We start from the raw sequence: 15544 nt of genomic DNA, 5'->3' as shown, positions 1-15544 counted from the left end.
CCCGCGTCACCATGTTCCCGCCAGCGTGGTCCACAGGAAGCGAAACACGAGCGCGTCGTAGTCGGCGCGCTCCAGCGCATCGCTGCCTGGGCCATGTCCGCCTTCGGTGTTCTCCAGATACCAGACGTTCGCGTGACCCTGCTCTTGCATGCGCGCCACCATCTTGCGCGCGTGGCCCGGATGCACGCGGTCGTCGCTCGTCGAAGTCGTGAAGAGCGACGGCGGATACGGCACGCCGGCACGCACGCGGTGGTAAGGCGAATAGGCCGCCAGCGCACGCGCCTCGGCAGGGTCTTCGGGGTCGCCGTATTCGTCGAGCCATGAAGCGCCCGCGTGCAGCAGCGGATAGCGCTGCATGTCCAGCAGCGGCACTTCGCTCAGCACCGCGCCGAACAGTTCGGGGCGCTGCACCATGCATGCGGCGACCAGCAGGCCACCGTTGCTGCCGCCCTTGATGCCGAGTTGCGCGGCGCGCGTATAGCCATCGGCGGCAAGCTGTTCTGCGACGGCGATGAAGTCGTCGAACGAGCGTTGCCGGTGCTCGGTCTGCGCCTGAACGTGCCAGGCTGTGCCGTACTCGCCGCCGCCGCGGATGTGTGCGACCGCAACGATCCCGCCCTGCTCCAGCCAGCCGATTCCATCGCCTGCGAGATACTGCGGCATCAGCGGAATCGCAAACCCGCCATAAGCGGTCAGCAGGCACGGCGCCGGCTTGCGCGCGCTCCCTTCGAGCGCCGCGCGCGGCCCGATCATCGTGAAGGGCACGCGCGTGCCGTCGGCGGAAAGTGCGTGCGAACGTACCACCGTGAGCGGCGCCGCGTCGAACTGCGTGGGCCAGCGGTCGAGCAGTTCCCAGTCCTGAAGATCGTCTTTCGCGAGGTCGGTGAGCCAGTATTCGGGCGGCTGCAGATAGTCGTCCACGTCCACGAAGACTTCGTCGTTCAGCGTATCTTCAATCGGCGACACTTCCACCTGCGAATCCGCGCGCGCCGGAAACGTGCGTGCGTGCCAGGTCCACGCACCGTCTTCGCATTGCGCCTGCCACAGCATCGTGCGGCTTTGCACGTCGTCGAGCCACGACATCACGAGATACTGCTTCGTGTTGGTCCAGTCGCAGGCCGAGGTTACGGGGGTCGGCGTGAAAAGCGCCGTCATGGTGCGCTCGCCGGCGAGGAAAGCGTCCTCGCGGATCGCCAGCAACGCACCGCCCGGATGCGTGACGCCTCCGCATGCCCAGTCGAGGCGCGGTTCCAGCAACAGCCAGCCCTGCCATGCACCGATCGCGACATGCTCGGGCACGTCGTACTGCTGCCATGCGCCCTGCTCGTCGAGCCGGTAGTTGTACGCGTCGAAGAAGTCGATGCTGCGCACGACGTCATGGCGCTTCTCGATGGGATCGTAGTCGGCTTCGATGCTGATATCGTCGAACTCGCCGCGAAACACCACCGGGGCGTCGGCGAGACGCGTACCGCGCATCCAGCGCCGTACCTCGCGCGGGTAGCCCGAACGCGTGAGCGACCTGCGGCCGTTGTCCCAGCCCACATAGGCCGTGTCGCGGTCGATCCACGAAATGGTGTGCTTGCCTTCCTTCGGTATGACGAAGCCGCCCTCCGCGCTGTCCACGAATACGCGCCGCTCGAGGTCGAACTCGCGCACCGTCACCGCGTCGGCACCGCCGTCCGAGAGCTGGATCAGCGCGCGGTCGCCATCGGGATAGAGGATGTCGAGGCCGGCGCAGACCCACGCCACGCCTTCGGCCTGGCCGAGCGCATCGAAGTCGATCAGCGTCTGCCACTGCGGCTTGCCGGCGCGCCAGTCGGCCCAGAGGGCGCGGCGCCACAGGCCCTTGGGGTTGCTTTCGTCCTCCCAGAGATCGTAGGCCCACGCTTGCCAGCGGCTTGGGATCACAGGCCGCTCGCGCGGCAGATAGGCCTCGGCGAGACGCTTCCTGAGCGCCTCGAAGCGCGCCCCGCCCTGCCATGCGGTACGCGTGCGCGCGTTCTGCGCCTCGACCCACGCAGCGGCAGCGGGATCGTCCAGCGATTCGAGAGAAAGAAAGGGATCGGCCTCGGTGGGCCAGGGGGAAGTCACGGGCATGATCGATGGTATGCGGAAAGCCAGCGTCGATTATGCCTTGCGCGCGTGCGCTCGCCTTGCACGGCGCGCACGCAGTTCACTGTCGCGAACATCGGGCACGCCCCAAGTGCCCGATGTTCGCGGTTAATCCAGTGCAATTACTCCAGATTGAGTTCCTGGATCTTGCGCGTGATGGTGTTGCGGCCGATGCCCAGGCGTTCCGCCGCCTCCACCTTGCGGCCGCGCGTGAAGTCCAGTGCCTCGCGGATCACGGCGGCCTCGAAACGGCGCGAGAGTTCGTCCATGACGTCCGCGCTGTTCTCGCGCAACAGGCGGGCAACCTCGGTACGCAAGCCGGTTTCCCACACGGCTACCGCCGCGGCAATGCTTGCGGCTGCGCCGAAGCCGGCCGTGGCCGGCAGCGCGCCCGGTATGCCGCCATTGGCACCGGCTATGCCCAGCGCGGCAGCACCTTGCGCCACCGCACCGGCGCCGTCGATGCCTGCCGCAGCGGCGCCGGCTTCAACCGGCGTACCCTGCGTCGGTACGAGATCCGGCGGCAGATCCTTGATCTCGATGGTTTGCGCCGGCGCCATCACGGTCAGCCAGTTCGCGAGATTTTCGAGCTGGCGCACGTTGCCGGGAAACGGCAGCGACGAGAGCCAGGCGAGCGCCTCGTCGGAAACCCGCTTGGGCTCCACGCCCAGCTCGCGCGCGCTCTTCTGCAGGAAGTGGCGCGTGAGGAGCGGAATGTCCTCGCTGCGCTCGCGCAGCGCCGGCAAGCGCAAGCGGATCACATTGAGGCGGTGATACAAGTCCTCGCGAAAGAGGCCCTGGCGCACGCGCGTTTCCAGGTTCTGGTGAGTCGCCGCAATCACGCGCACGTTCGCGCGCAGCGGATTGTGGCCGCCCACGCGGTAGAACTGCCCATCCGAAAGCACGCGCAAGAGCCGCGTCTGCAGATCGAACGGCATGTCGCCGATTTCGTCGAGAAAGAGCGTACCGTTCTCGGCCTGCTCGAAGCGCCCCTGGCGCATGGCCTGCGCGCCGGTAAAGGCGCCGCGCTCGTGGCCAAACAATTCGGATTCCAGAAGATCCTTCGGGATGGCCGCGGTATTGAGCGCGATGAACGGCCCGTTGGCGCGTGGGCTATGACGGTGCAGCGCGCGCGCGACGAGCTCCTTTCCGGTGCCCGACTCGCCCGTGATGAGTACCGTCGCGGCCGAATGCGAGAGCCGCCCGATGGCGCGGAACATGTCCTGCATCGCAGGCGCCTGGCCAAGCATTTCGGGCGCTTCGGCCGGGCGGTCGTCCCACGGATGCTCGCCGCGCACGCTTTCGTCCACGGCGCGGCGGATCAGTTCCACCGCCTTGTCCACGTCGAAGGGCTTGGCGAGGTATTCGAAGGCGCCGCCCTGGAACGCGGCCACCGCGCTGTCCAGGTCCGAGAACGCAGTCATGATGATGACGGGCAGTCCCGGCACGCGCTCGCGCACGGTCTGCAACAGCTCCAGCCCCGAGCCGCCCGGCATCCGGATATCGGATACCAGCACCTGCGGGCTGTCGTGGTCGAGCGCACTCGCGGCCTCGCGCACGTTCGAGAAGCTGCGGGTCATGAAATTCTCGCGCGCGAGGGCTTTTTCGAGCACCCAGCGTATCGATTGGTCGTCGTCTACTATCCAGATCGGCTTCATAAGGTCGGTCAGAAGTCTTGTTGGCGTGCGCAATCAGGAATCGAGCGGCAGGAGAATCTGAAACTCGGTATGTCCTGGCCGGCTTTCCACTTCGATCAGGCCGTCGTGCTGCTGCACGAAGGTCTGCGCGAGCGTGAGTCCGAGACCGCTGCCGTCCTCGCGCCCCGAGACGAGCGGATAGAAGATGCGGTCACGGATGTCCTCGGGAATGCCGGGCCCGTTGTCGGTGATATGCAAGTCCAGTGCCAGCTTGCACAAGCGTTTTGAAATCGTGATCTTGCGGGCCACGCGCGTGCGCAGTTCGATGCGCGCGTCGCCCTGCGAAATGCGTTCGCGCAGCGCCTGCGCGGCATTGCGCACGATGTTGAGCAGTGCCTGGATCAGTTGCTCCTTGTCGCCGCGCAGGTCGGGCACGCTCACGTCGTAGTCGCGCTCGATCGTGAGGCCGCGCGGGAACTCCGCGAGGATCACGGCGCGCACGCGCTCGCACACCTCGTGAATGTTCACGTCGCCGACGATATGCGGATGCCGGTGCGGTTCGAGCAGGCGGTCGACGAGCGTCTGCAGCCGGTCCGACTCCTTGATGACGACCTGCGTGTACTCGCGCAACTCGTCGCGCTGCAGCGCGCCGAGCTCGAATTCGAGCAGTTGCGCCGCGCCGCGAATGCCGCCCAGCGGATTCTTGATCTCGTGCGCGAGGTTGCGGATCAAGTGCTTGTTGACGGCCGTGAGGTCGTGAATGCGCTCCTCGCGGTCGCTGCGAATGTGCCGCTCGTTTTCGAACAGTTCGAGCAGCACGTAATCGGGCGCGCTCTCGAGAAAGCCCACGATCGCGTGCACGTGCAGCGGCTCGCGGCCCGGCCGTTCGAGCGAGGCGTCGAGCCGCGTGGCATGAAAGCGGTGTTCGGCAATCGAGGCAATGGTCGCGACGAGTTCGTCGGCGTTGGAAAAGAGGTCCGACCACGCCATCTGCGCGAGCTGCCGGCGCGAGAGGTCGAGCATGGCCTCCGCGGACGGATTGGCGAACGCCACCCGCAGCGTGCGCTTGTCGAGCACGAGCACGACGGTCGGCAGCGCCTCGAAACCGGTCAGCAAACCGGAGCCGACGAGCGGTGCGTCGTCCGAAAGCGGTTCCGCGTGGCCCTTCCTGGCCTTGATCAGGTTCTTGAGCACCATGTAACCGTCCGGCGCTGCGCACGGCGCACCGGCACTATCCCTATCGATGTCGAAGTCCTGGCGCTGCGGCGACCGCGAAAGCACCGCTGCCCTGGACGGGGGCCTGCGGCCTAATGAAAAAGGGACGGCGCCGCCGTCCCTTCCTGAACTCTCGCGATCGTCGCGCAGCGAACGAGCGCTTCGTCGCGTAGCAGCGAGCGAAGCGCCATCGTCGATTTACAGCGAGTAGTACAGCTCGAACTCAACCGGGTGCGTGGTCATGCGCACGCGCTGCAGTTCGGATTCCTTCAGTTCGAGGTACGCGTCGAGCATGCCGTCGGTGAACACGCCGCCGCGCGTCAGGAACTCGCGATCCTTGTCGAGCGCTTCGAGCGCCTGGTCGAGGCCCGCGCAGACGGTCGGGATCTTTGCATCCTCTTCCGGCGGCAGGTCGTACAGATTCTTGTCGGCGGCTTCGCCCGGGTGAATCTTGTTCTGCACGCCGTCCAGACCCGCCATCATCAGGGCCGAGAAGCACAGGTACGGGTTCGCCAGCGGATCCGGGAAGCGCGTTTCGATGCGGCGGCCCTTCGGGTTCGCGACGTGCGGAATGCGGATCGATGCCGAACGGTTGCGCGCCGAGTAAGCGAGCTTGACCGGGGCTTCGAAGTGCGGCACGAGACGCTTGTACGAGTTCGTACCCGGGTTCGTGATGGCATTCAGCGCGCGGGCGTGCTTGATGATGCCGCCGATGTAGAACAGCGCGAATTCCGAGAGACCGGCGTAGCCGTTGCCCGCGAACAGGTTCTGGCCGTCCTTCCAGATCGACTGGTGAACGTGCATGCCCGAACCGTTGTCGCCCACGACCGGCTTCGGCATGAACGTTGCCGTCTTGCCGTACGTGTGCGCGACGTTGTGGACGATGTACTTCAGTTGCTGCGTCCAGTCGGCGCGCTGCACGAGCGTCGAAAACTTGGTGCCGATTTCGTTCTGGCCTTGACCCGCCACTTCGTGGTGATGCACTTCGACCGGAATGCCGATCTGCTCGAGCAGCAGACACATTTCCGAGCGGATGTCCTGGAACGAATCAACCGGCGCGACCGGGAAGTAGCCGCCCTTCGTGCCCGGACGGTGACCCGTGTTGCCGCCTTCGAATTCCTTGCCCGACGACCACGGCGCTTCTTCCGAGCCGATCTTGACGAAGCAGCCCGACTGGTCCGTGTTCCACTGGATCGAATCGAAAATGAAGAATTCCGGCTCCGGACCGAAGAAGGCCGTGTCGCCGAGGCCCGTGCTCTTCAGGTACGCTTCGGCGCGCTTCGCGAGCGAGCGCGGGTCGCGCTCATAGCCCTTGCCGTCTGCCGGCTCGACCACGTCGCAGGTCAGCACGAGCGTCGATTCTTCGTAGAACGGGTCGATGAAGGCCGTGTTGGCGTCCGGCACGAGCAGCATGTCCGACGCTTCGATGCCCTTCCAGCCGGCAATCGACGAACCGTCAAACGCATGGCCGCTCTCGAACTTGTCCTCTTCGAATGCCGAAACCGGCACCGAGACGTGCTGCTCCTTGCCGCGCGTATCGGTGAAGCGGAAGTCGACAAACTTGACGTCTTCGTCCTTGACGAGTTGCATGACGTCGGCCACGGATTTACTCATAACCTTTTCTCCTGATTAACGATTTCGGCGAACACCGTCGCCGTCCGAATTCTGTTGATCCTTGCCGGCAGCCCTTGCCGGTCACCTTCGCCGGCTGTCGCCTCTGCCGCGTCGGCAAGCCGGCTGCGTATCGATCGCGACGTATAAAGCAGCTTCCGTGCCACGTATGCGCCAAGCTGGCGCAATTCCTTTTGGCGACGCGCAGTTACGGTGAAAACCCCCGCTGCCCTCACCGCCTGGCGGCTGCCCAATTGCCTGCGCCATCCCCCGCGAAGCACCGTTTTTGTGCAATCCCGAAATTGGCGCGCCTTATTTTATCCATTATGGTGCAAAACGCCCAATTTGCACCACGGCGATGCAAAGCGCCATGCATGCAGTCGCTCCGCCCTCTCCCATTGTCTCCGCGGAACGGCCCGGACCGCCGGAGAAGCTGCGCGCTAGAATGGTCTTTTGGTCCAACGCGAAACAGGAGAACCGCAGTCATGAGCACGCTCGAACAGTTGTACGCCCAGGCCGAAAAGCGCCGTGCCGAGAACCAGCTGTCCTACGCGGGCGCGGTGGCACCGGCCGAGGCGTTCGAGCTTCTGCAGCTCGACCCACGCGCCCGCCTCGTGGACGTGCGCACGCGCGCGGAACTCGACTGGGTGGGCCGCCCCGTGATCGGCGACGGCCAGTACGTCCACGTCGAATGGACGCGCTACCCGGGCGGCGTGCCGAACGCCGAATTCCTCGCCCAGTTGCGCGCCGCCGTCGATCCCGACGCACCCGTGCTGTTCCTCTGCCGCAGCGCCGCGCGCTCGAAGCTCGCCGCCGTCGAAGCGGCCAGGGCCGGCTTCACGCAGGCCTACGACCTGCTCGAAGGCTTCGAAGGCGACAAGGACGGCCAGGGCCATCGCAAGACCGTCTCGGGCTGGTGCTTCCGCGGCCTGCCGTGGATCGGCGCGTGAACCGCACGCATCGGCTTGCGTCCCCGCGCTCCCTGCTGGTTTCCGTCCGGCCGATTGGCCACTCTGAGCGCCGCATGTGACAGGCCGATGATGCGATAAAGCCATGGCGCATCGAATGCGCCATGGTCTTGCCCGCGCGCCGCATCTCAGCGCAGCAAGCCTGCCTGCTCGCCAGGAACCGCGCCTAGAACCCCGCACGCGACCCGCTGCGGCGTTCGCGATCGATGGTGCCGTCCGCGGGTTCCGGCGGCTCGACAATGTCGCCGCCCAGCAGGTGCACGCCCTCGCGCAGCTTCACGAACGCGGCCGCCACCGCCTCCGGCTCGCCCTTCACGCCGAGGTCGATATGCCGGCGCGCGTAGATGCCGCCGCGCTCGGTGTCGCCCACGCTCGGCAGGCTGAACACGCGCACGCCCGGAAAGTCGTGCTCGATACGTTCCATGAGCGGCGTGAGCGTCGATTCGGGCAGCTCGAACACCAGCAGCGACTTCTCCGCGTGCGGCGTCTGGTGGTGCAGATGCGCGTACTTCGTGTCGAGCACCCATTCGATCATCGGCCACGCCATCACCGGAAAACCCGGCACGAAATGATGGTCGCGAATCGAAAAGCCGGGGATCTTGTTATAGCCGTTCGGGATGATCTCCGAGCCCACCGGGAAGGTGCCCATCTGGAAGCGATGCTGGTTTTCCGGCGAGCCGTAGTCCACCGGATCGCTGCCCGTATGCATGTCGCGAATGCGTTCGCGGATTGCGGCTTGCGCGTCCGGATGCAGCGCGAGCGGCACGGAAAGCGCGGCCGCCGCGCATTGGCGCGTGTGGTCGTCGGGCGTCGCGCCGATGCCGCCCGTGGAGAACACGATGTCGCCGGAAGCGAAGCTGCGGCGCAGCGTGTCGGTGATCCGCCGCGGATCGTCGCCGACGTAGTCGGCCCACTCGAGCGAGAGGCCGCGTGCGCCGAGCAGTTCGATGACCTTCGGCAGATGCTTGTCCTGCCGGCGCCCCGAGAGAATCTCGTCGCCGATGATGATGACGCCAAATGCCATATGTCGCCTCGCTGTAGGGAATGAATGATGGTCTGGACGGACCGCCTCAGTGCGTGAGCGTCACGCTGTGGCCGGCCTGCGCGCGCATGCGCTGGAGCGCGCGCAGGCAGTAGTTGCCGAACCACAGCGCCGTGAACACCAGAATGAACGCATAGATCCAGATGGTCACGGCGGCCACCACCGGAAAGAGCACCACGAGCCACGCCGACGACACCCAGATCACCGTGGGCAGCGAGCCGAGCAGCCCGCTCACCACGCCGATCGTGAGCAGCGGCAGGCGGTAGCGGCGCACGAGCGCGCGGCGCTCCTCGGCGCTCGCGTGAAGGGCGAGCGCGTCGTAGGTCATCACGCGATACGTGAGCCAGCCCCACAGGAGCGGCGGCACCAGCGCGAAGAACGGCGGGATGAAGAGCCAGAGCGGCAGCGTCACGGCCATCAGGACGAGGCAGACGAGCGTGGTCCAGAGCGAATGCACGAGGCTGCCGTACCAGCTGCCGCCGCGACGCATTTCCAGCGCGGCGTACGGCCCGCGCGAGAGATGGCGGATCACGCGCGGCATGGCGAGCGCGACGATCAGCAGCAGCACGGTCACGACGATCAGCGGAATGGCGACGGCCACCACGACGAGCGGCGCGATAACGGCCCGCATGCCGCCGAGACCCAGCATGTCGAACAGGTGATAGACCGAGGCGGTGAACGACCAGCTTTCGAGCCAGATGCGCGCCATATCGATCAACGGCTGCCAGAAGGCATAGAGCAGCGCGCCCCACACGATCGCCGCCAGGAGGAACGGGATGAAGGTGAGGAACAGCATGACGGGATGGAACACGCTGGCGAGCGCGCGTCCGAACGAGCGCAGCAGATCATTCATGCGGGATGGGGGCGTGGGCGAGTGAGTGGCAAATGCGCAAGCCGCTAACGGCGCGGCGACGCAAGCCGCTAACGGCGCGGCGATAGCCGCAAGCATAAACCACCGCGCACGGTCGCGCGCGGCCAGAGATGCCGCCGCGAGCTGGCGCCCCGCTACCCCGCGTGGCGCCGTCAAGTGCGCTTAAGGGACCTCGAGCGCATTCTGACGCCCGCAGGTGCCCTCAAGCACCCTCAAGCGCCATTAGGCGCCGTGACCGGCGCGCGGTCGTAGAAGTAGATACCGTGCGGCGAGCGCCCCACGGCAATCGTCTTCACGAGCTTCTTCGTCTGCATGTCGATAATGCCCACGTGCTTCGCGAAGCGGAACGTCACCCACAGGTAGCGCTTGTCGGCGGTAAGCTCCATGTCGTCCGGGCCCGGCATCAGGCCACCGATCTCGCCCGTTTTCTCCAGCGTCTCTTCGTCGATGATGCTGATGGTGTTCGACACGCGGCTCGACACCAGCACATGCCGCCCGTCCACGAGCGAGCGGAAGTTGTGCGCCGCCTTGCCCACCTGGATCTGCTTGACGATCTTCTGGTTGCGCCAGTCCACCACGGCCACGTAGTCCGCGCCCGTCATGCCGACGAGCAGATACTTGTCGCCGGGCGTGAGCCACAGACCCGCCGGCGCCGGGCCGACCTTCATCTTCCACAGCACCTTCTGGCCGGGAAGATCCACGGCCGCGATCTCGCCCGACACCTGCAGCGAGACGAACACGATGCGGCTGTCGTTCGTGAACGCCATGTGGCTGGGCATGGCGGAAAGCGGCAGGCGCTTCGCGAGCGTGACGTCGCTGCCGCCGCCGTAGTGATAGATGTCGAGGCGATCCAGACGCAGGCCCGTGGTGACGAACCACTTTTTATCGGGCGAGAAACCGAGCTGATACGGATCTTCGATGTTCTCGACCCAGCGCTGCGGCTTGCCGGTTTTCGGATCGACGAAGAGCAGATTGTTCGACACCGAATTCGCGACGATCAGCGACTGGTTGTCCGGCGTGGGCAAGAGGTGATGCGGCTCCTTGCCGGTGGGCACGGTGCCCACGACCTGCTGGGTTTGCGGGTCGATCAGGCTCAACGTGGCTTCGCCGGAATTGAGCACGATGATGTTGTCCGCGCGCGCGGCCAACGGGAGCAGCGCGGCGCACGCCAGCGCGCCGGCTGCGGCAAGGCGGCCGGCGGCGCGGCGGAATTCGGATTTACGCATGGAAACTCACTTCCGGAAGTAAGCCGATATTGTAGATCGGCCAGCCTTCCGCAAGGTTGACGTAGGGCCGTTGAAAAATGCCCTGCGTCAGAACATCGCGCGCCCAGGGCGCCTCGCGCTAGCGCTGCATCGACTCCCAGACCTTGTGCAGGCGCTTGACCGAGACCGGCATGGGCGTGCGCAGCTCCTGCGCGAAGAGCGAAATGCGCAGCTCCTCCAGCAGCCAGCGGAACTCCCCAAGCCGCGGATCGAACACGCCGCCGCGCTGGGACAGCGCCCGCTGGTACTGCTGCAGGAGCGGCTGGAATTCGGCGAACTGGCGCGCGTCGCGGGCAACGTCGGCGCGCAGCTTGTCGATGCGCAGCGCAATGCCCTTCAGATAGCGCGGGAAATGCACGAGCTGCGCATACGGCGTATCGACGATAAAGCGCTTGCCGATCAGCGCGTCGAGCTGCGCCTGCATGTCGGCCGCGGGCTGCCCGAAGGCCTTCGCCTGCACGAGCTTCTTCGTCACCGTGGCGTATTCCGCGAGGATCTGGCCCGCGAGCCGCGCGATTTCCTGCGCCAGCAGCGAGAGGCGTCCGCGGCCCTCGTCGCGGCGCGCGTGGAAGCTCGCGTCGTCGTCGGGCAGCGGGTCCTGCAGGCACGCGCGGTCGAGCGCGAGTTCGATCAACTGGTCGCGCAGTTCCTCTTGCGTCGCGCGCGCCATGAAATGCATCGCCATCTCGCGCAGGCCGGGCAGGTTCTTCTCCAGGTAGCGGATCGGCTCGCGCAGCTGCAGCCAGAAAAGCCGCCGCAATCCGGCGCGATGAATACGCGCGGCTTCCTCGGGCGAATCGAATACCTCGACGTCGCAATGCGAGCCGCGGTCCACAAGCGCCGGGTAGCCGAAGAGCGTCTGGCCACCCCGGCGGATTTCGAGCAGCTCGGGCAGCTTGCCGAAGTTCCAGGTCGTGAGGTTTTCGTAGAGCGCCGTGGCGGGCGCGGCACCCGCCGCTCCCGCCGGGGCAGGCGTCTGAGGGGTATGGGGCGCGGTGCCTCTGGCGGCGGTGGCCGGCGTCGGCGTTTGCGGCGCCTCGCCGTCCGCGTCCTCCTGGCCTCGCGTTTCCAGCGCCGCCAGAGCCGTTGCGCTCGCAAGCTTCTGGAACTGCTGCTGCGCCTGCGCGCCGAGTTCCGCCCGCAGTTGCGCGAGGTTGCGGCCCATGGCGAGCTGGCGCCCGTGCTCGTCGATCACCTTGAAGTTCATGAAGAGGTGCGCGGGCAACGTTTCGAGCTTGAAGTCCGCGGTCTTCAGCGCGATCTGCTTCTGCTCGCGCACGTCGGCGATCAATGCTTCCACGAGGCCGCCTGCGCCGAAACGCTGCGCACCCGCGCGCTCGGCGAAGCCGGCCGCATACTCCGGCAGCGGCACGCAGTGGCGCCGCAGTTTCTGCGGCAGCGACTTGAGCAGCAGTTGCGCCTTCTCCTTGAGCATGCCCGGCACGAGCCATTCGCAACGCCGCGCATCGACCTGATTGAGTGCATAGAGCGGCACCGCGAGCGTCACGCCGTCGCGCGGCGAGCCCGGCTCGAAGTGATAGGTGAGCGCCATCGCGGCGCCCGACATCGTCATGCGCTTCGGGAACAGGTCCGTGGTGACGCCTGCCGCTTCGTGGCGCATCAGGTCGTCGCGGGAGAGATAGAGGAGGCGCAGCTTGTCCTCGGGCTGGCCGCTCTTCTTCACCTCATCGCGATACCAGCGTTCGAACGACGCCCCCGAATAGATACCTTCGGGAATCGCCTGATCGTAGAACCCGTAGATCAGTTCGTCGTCCACCAGCACGTCCTGGCGGCGCGATTTGTGCTCCAGTTGCTCGATATCGGCCAGCAGCTTGCGGTTGTGCGCGAAGAACGCGAGCTTCGTATCGAACTCGCCTTCCACGAGCGCGCCCCGGATGAAGAGTTCGCGTGCCCGCGCCGGGTCCTGGCGGCCGAACGCCACGCGGCGGCGCTGATAAACCGGCAAGCCGTACAGCACGCCGCGCTCGAACGCGCTCACCTGCGCCGCACGCTTTTCCCAGTGCGGCTCGGACAGCGACTTCTTGAGCAGATGCGCCCCGACCTTCTCGAGCCATTCGGGCTCGATCTTCGCGATCGTGCGCGCGTAGAGCCGGCTCGTCTCGACGAGTTCGGCGGCCACGACCCAGCGCCCCGCCTTCTTCACGAGCGCGGAACCCGGCCACAAATGGAACTTGATGCCGCGCGCGCCGAGGTAATGCGGCTCGTCGTCGGCCTTCAGTCCGATATTGCCGAGCAGGCCCGTGAGCAGCGCGTGATGAATCTGCTCATAGGTGGCCTCCGATTCGTTCAGCCGCCAGCCATGCTCGCGCACCACCGTGAGCAACTGCGAGTGGACGTCGCGCCATTCGCGCAGGCGCAAGTGCGAAAGGAAATTCGCGCGGCAAGCGTCCTGCAACTGCCGGTTCGACTTCTTGTGCGCGACGGCTTCCTCGAACCATGCCCAGATCTTCAGCCACTGGAGGAATTCGGAGCGCTCGTCGGCAAAGCGCCGGTGCGCCTGGTCGGCCTGCTCCTGCGCCTCGATCGGCCGGTCGCGCGGGTCCTGCACCGAAAGCGCGCTCGCGATGATCAGCACCTCGCGCAGCGACTGCTCGTCGCGAGCGCCGAGAATCATGCGGCCCACGCGCGGATCGAGCGGCAGGCGCGCGAGTTCGCGGCCCAGCGGCGTGAGCGCGTTGTCGTCGTCCACGGCGCCCAGTTCGTTCAGAAGCTGGTAGCCGTCCGCAATCGCGCGGCCCGGCGGCGGCTCGATGAACGGGAACGTTTCGATGGCCGTGAGGTGCAGCGACTTCATGCGCAAAATCACGGCCGCGAGCGACGAACGCAAAATTTCCGGATCGGAAAATTTTGGGCGCGACAGGAAATCCTGCTCTTCGTAGAGACGAATGCAGACGCCGTCCGCCACCCGGCCGCAGCGGCCCGCGCGCTGGTTGGCGGCAGCCTGCGAGATCGACTCGATCTGCAACTGCTCGACCTTGTTGCGATACGAATAGCGCTTCACGCGCGCGAGCCCCGTATCGACCACATAGCGGATGCCCGGCACCGTGAGCGAGGTTTCCGCGACATTGGTGGCCAGCACGATGCGGCGCGCGTTCGAAGGCTTGAACACGCGCTCCTGCTCCTGCGCGGAAAGCCGCGCGAAAAGCGGCAGGATTTCCGTGTGCGGCGGATGGTGCTTGCGCAGCGCCTCGGCGGCGTCGCGGATCTCGCGCTCGCCGGGCAGGAACACGAGCACGTCGCCCGAACCTTCGCGGCAGAGTTCGTCCACGGCGTCGACAATGGCGTCCATCAGGTCGCGGTCGGCGTCGCGTTGCGACTTGCCTTTTTCCCGCCCCGTCGTGCCCTGTGCGGCCTTCACCGCGGGGCTGTCTTCCTGCACCGGGCGATAGCGCACCTCCACCGGATAGAGCCGCCCGCTCACCTCGATCACCGGCGCGGGTTTCTCCTCGCTGCCGAAGTGGCGCGCGAAACGCTCCGCGTCGATGGTCGCGGACGTCACGATCAGCTTGAGGTCCGGCCGGCGCGGCAGGATCTCTTTCAGATAGCCGAGCAGAAAGTCGATGTTGAGGCTGCGCTCGTGCGCCTCGTCGATGATGATCGTGTCGTAGGCCTTCAGGAGCGGATCGGTTTGCGTCTCGGCAAGCAGGATACCGTCGGTCATGAGCTTGACCGTGGCGCCCGGCGAGAGGTTGTCCGTGAACCGCACCTTGTAGCCCACCACCTCGCCGAACGGCGTGCCGAGTTCCTCGGCAATGCGGCGCCCTGTGGCCGACGCCGCGATCCGGCGCGGCTGCGTGTGGCCGATGAGGCCCGTGCCGCCGGCGCCCAGGCCACGCCCGAGCGCGAGCGCGATTTTTGGCAACTGGGTGGTCTTGCCCGAGCCCGTCTCGCCGCTCACGATCACGACCTGATGTCCGGCGATCGCGCGTGCGATTTCCTCGCGGCGGCCGGAAACGGGCAGCGCTTCGGGGAACGTGACGGGGGGAATGGGGTTCGGCTCGATCACGCGGCGCGCGGGGCGTTGGCTGCCTTCCTTGCGTTCGCTGCTTTCCTTGCGTTGAATCTCGCCCTGCTGGCCGGCGCGTGCACTCCGTTCTGCCTGCACCGGGCGTTGCTCCGCGCGCGCGGGCTGCTGTGCGCGTGCGCGTTCGGCTCGCGCCTGAGGGGTGGATTTTTGCGGCCGTTGTTCGTGCGGCTGTTGTTCGTGCGGCCGTTGTTCGCGCGGCTGTTCCGTGTGCGGCAGTGGCTCGCTGCGCGGCGTCTCGCCCGCGCGCCGTTCGCGCGGCGCGCCTTGTCCGCTGCGCGGTTCGCGCTGCGCAGCGCGCTCGCGCAACGCCGGCTTCGCGCCTGTCCTGGCGAGGCGCGGTTCATGTGGCTCACGCGGTTCATGTGGCTCACGCGGCTCGCGTGGGCTCGGCTCGGACTGAGCCGCGGGCTGCGCTGCGCGCGTTGCTTCGGGGGTCGTTTCGCCGCTTCCTGCGCGCGCCGGTTCGGCGCGCGGCCCGACCGTCGGCGCAAGCGGCGAAGACTGCTCCCCGGCCCGCGCCGCCATCTGCACAGCCTTCTCCTCGCGCCCTTCCTGCGGCGCCTGCTGCCCGCGCCGGTCCTGCACGCGCGCGCCGCCCAGCACACCGCCTTTCATGAGCGCCGAAAGCCGGTCCGCCGACGCCAGGTTCTGCCCGTCGCCATACTTCTGCGAGGCGCGCTTTTCCTGCGCGCCGCCGTGCGCCGCGCCGGACTCGTCGCGGGTGTTGCTGCCCTGCGCCGACGCAGGTCTTTTGGGTACATTCGACATGGGGGCG

General features: G+C 66.7%; 9 protein-coding genes. 1 reads left to right on the top strand and 8 read right to left on the bottom strand.

Annotated elements, in window-relative coordinates:
* Positions 1 to 6: 6 nt before the first annotated feature.
* The 4 genes from BFE01S_RS03315 to glnA all read right to left on the bottom strand — a co-directional run bounded on the left by BFE01S_RS03315 (position 7) and on the right by glnA (position 6578).
* On the bottom strand, positions 7 to 2097 hold the full coding sequence (locus BFE01S_RS03315; RefSeq protein WP_042337149.1) for a prolyl oligopeptidase family serine peptidase: 2091 nt from the start codon (positions 2095 to 2097) through the stop codon (positions 7 to 9).
* A 137-nt stretch (positions 2098 to 2234) separates the two neighbouring features.
* Positions 2235 to 3770, bottom strand: coding sequence for a nitrogen regulation protein NR(I) (gene ntrC / locus BFE01S_RS03310; protein ID WP_028224378.1), 1536 nt, complete (start codon positions 3768 to 3770; stop codon positions 2235 to 2237).
* Between the two features lie 33 nt (positions 3771 to 3803).
* The gene (gene glnL, locus BFE01S_RS03305) at positions 3804 to 4946 is read right to left on the bottom strand and encodes a nitrogen regulation protein NR(II) (protein WP_028224377.1); all 1143 of its coding nucleotides are present in this window, start codon (positions 4944 to 4946) and stop codon (positions 3804 to 3806) included.
* 216 nt (positions 4947 to 5162) lie between these two features.
* Positions 5163 to 6578 carry a type I glutamate--ammonia ligase gene (gene glnA / locus BFE01S_RS03300; RefSeq protein ID WP_028224376.1) on the bottom strand — a complete coding sequence of 472 codons (1416 nt, stop codon included), beginning with the start codon at positions 6576 to 6578 and terminating at the stop codon, positions 5163 to 5165.
* Between the two features lie 482 nt (positions 6579 to 7060).
* Here glnA and BFE01S_RS03295 point away from each other — a divergent pair, with 482 nt between their 5' ends.
* A complete protein-coding gene (locus BFE01S_RS03295; RefSeq protein ID WP_028224375.1) occupies positions 7061 to 7525 on the top strand; it encodes a rhodanese-like domain-containing protein in 465 nt (154 codons plus the stop codon).
* 184 nt (positions 7526 to 7709) lie between these two features.
* On the opposite strand, the gene BFE01S_RS37190 is transcribed toward BFE01S_RS03295, so the two are convergent.
* From BFE01S_RS37190 to hrpA, 4 genes are all read right to left on the bottom strand, one after another.
* A complete protein-coding gene (locus BFE01S_RS37190) occupies positions 7710 to 8567 on the bottom strand; it encodes a competence/damage-inducible protein A (protein WP_042337147.1) in 858 nt (285 codons plus the stop codon).
* Positions 8568 to 8613: 46 nt separating this feature from the next.
* The gene (locus tag BFE01S_RS03285; RefSeq protein ID WP_028224374.1) at positions 8614 to 9438 is read right to left on the bottom strand and encodes an EI24 domain-containing protein; all 825 of its coding nucleotides are present in this window, start codon (positions 9436 to 9438) and stop codon (positions 8614 to 8616) included.
* 230 nt (positions 9439 to 9668) lie between these two features.
* Positions 9669 to 10682: a YVTN family beta-propeller repeat protein gene (locus BFE01S_RS03280; RefSeq protein ID WP_028224373.1), complete on the bottom strand. Its 1014-nt coding sequence runs from the start codon at positions 10680 to 10682 to the stop codon at positions 9669 to 9671.
* A 118-nt stretch (positions 10683 to 10800) separates the two neighbouring features.
* Positions 10801 to 15537: an ATP-dependent RNA helicase HrpA gene (gene hrpA / locus BFE01S_RS03275; protein WP_028224372.1), complete on the bottom strand. Its 4737-nt coding sequence runs from the start codon at positions 15535 to 15537 to the stop codon at positions 10801 to 10803.
* Positions 15538 to 15544 lie beyond the last annotated feature (7 nt).

This window comes from Paraburkholderia ferrariae NBRC 106233 (assembly GCF_000685035.1).
GTDB classification, from domain to species: domain Bacteria; phylum Pseudomonadota; class Gammaproteobacteria; order Burkholderiales; family Burkholderiaceae; genus Paraburkholderia; species Paraburkholderia ferrariae.
This window is presented reverse-complemented; position numbering and strand designations above follow the sequence as displayed.

Coding starts and splice junctions, on each gene's coding strand:
- BFE01S_RS03315 (WP_042337149.1), bottom strand. CDS start 2,097: ATGCCCGTGACTTCCCCCTGGCCCACCGAGGCCGATCCCTTTCTTTCT.
- ntrC (WP_028224378.1), bottom strand. CDS start 3,770: ATGAAGCCGATCTGGATAGTAGACGACGACCAATCGATACGCTGGGTG.
- glnL (WP_028224377.1), bottom strand. CDS start 4,946: ATGGTGCTCAAGAACCTGATCAAGGCCAGGAAGGGCCACGCGGAACCG.
- glnA (WP_028224376.1), bottom strand. CDS start 6,578: ATGAGTAAATCCGTGGCCGACGTCATGCAACTCGTCAAGGACGAAGAC.
- BFE01S_RS03295 (WP_028224375.1), top strand. CDS start 7,061: ATGAGCACGCTCGAACAGTTGTACGCCCAGGCCGAAAAGCGCCGTGCC.
- BFE01S_RS37190 (WP_042337147.1), bottom strand. CDS start 8,567: ATGGCATTTGGCGTCATCATCATCGGCGACGAGATTCTCTCGGGGCGC.
- BFE01S_RS03285 (WP_028224374.1), bottom strand. CDS start 9,438: ATGAATGATCTGCTGCGCTCGTTCGGACGCGCGCTCGCCAGCGTGTTC.
- BFE01S_RS03280 (WP_028224373.1), bottom strand. CDS start 10,682: ATGCGTAAATCCGAATTCCGCCGCGCCGCCGGCCGCCTTGCCGCAGCC.
- hrpA (WP_028224372.1), bottom strand. CDS start 15,537: ATGTCGAATGTACCCAAAAGACCTGCGTCGGCGCAGGGCAGCAACACC.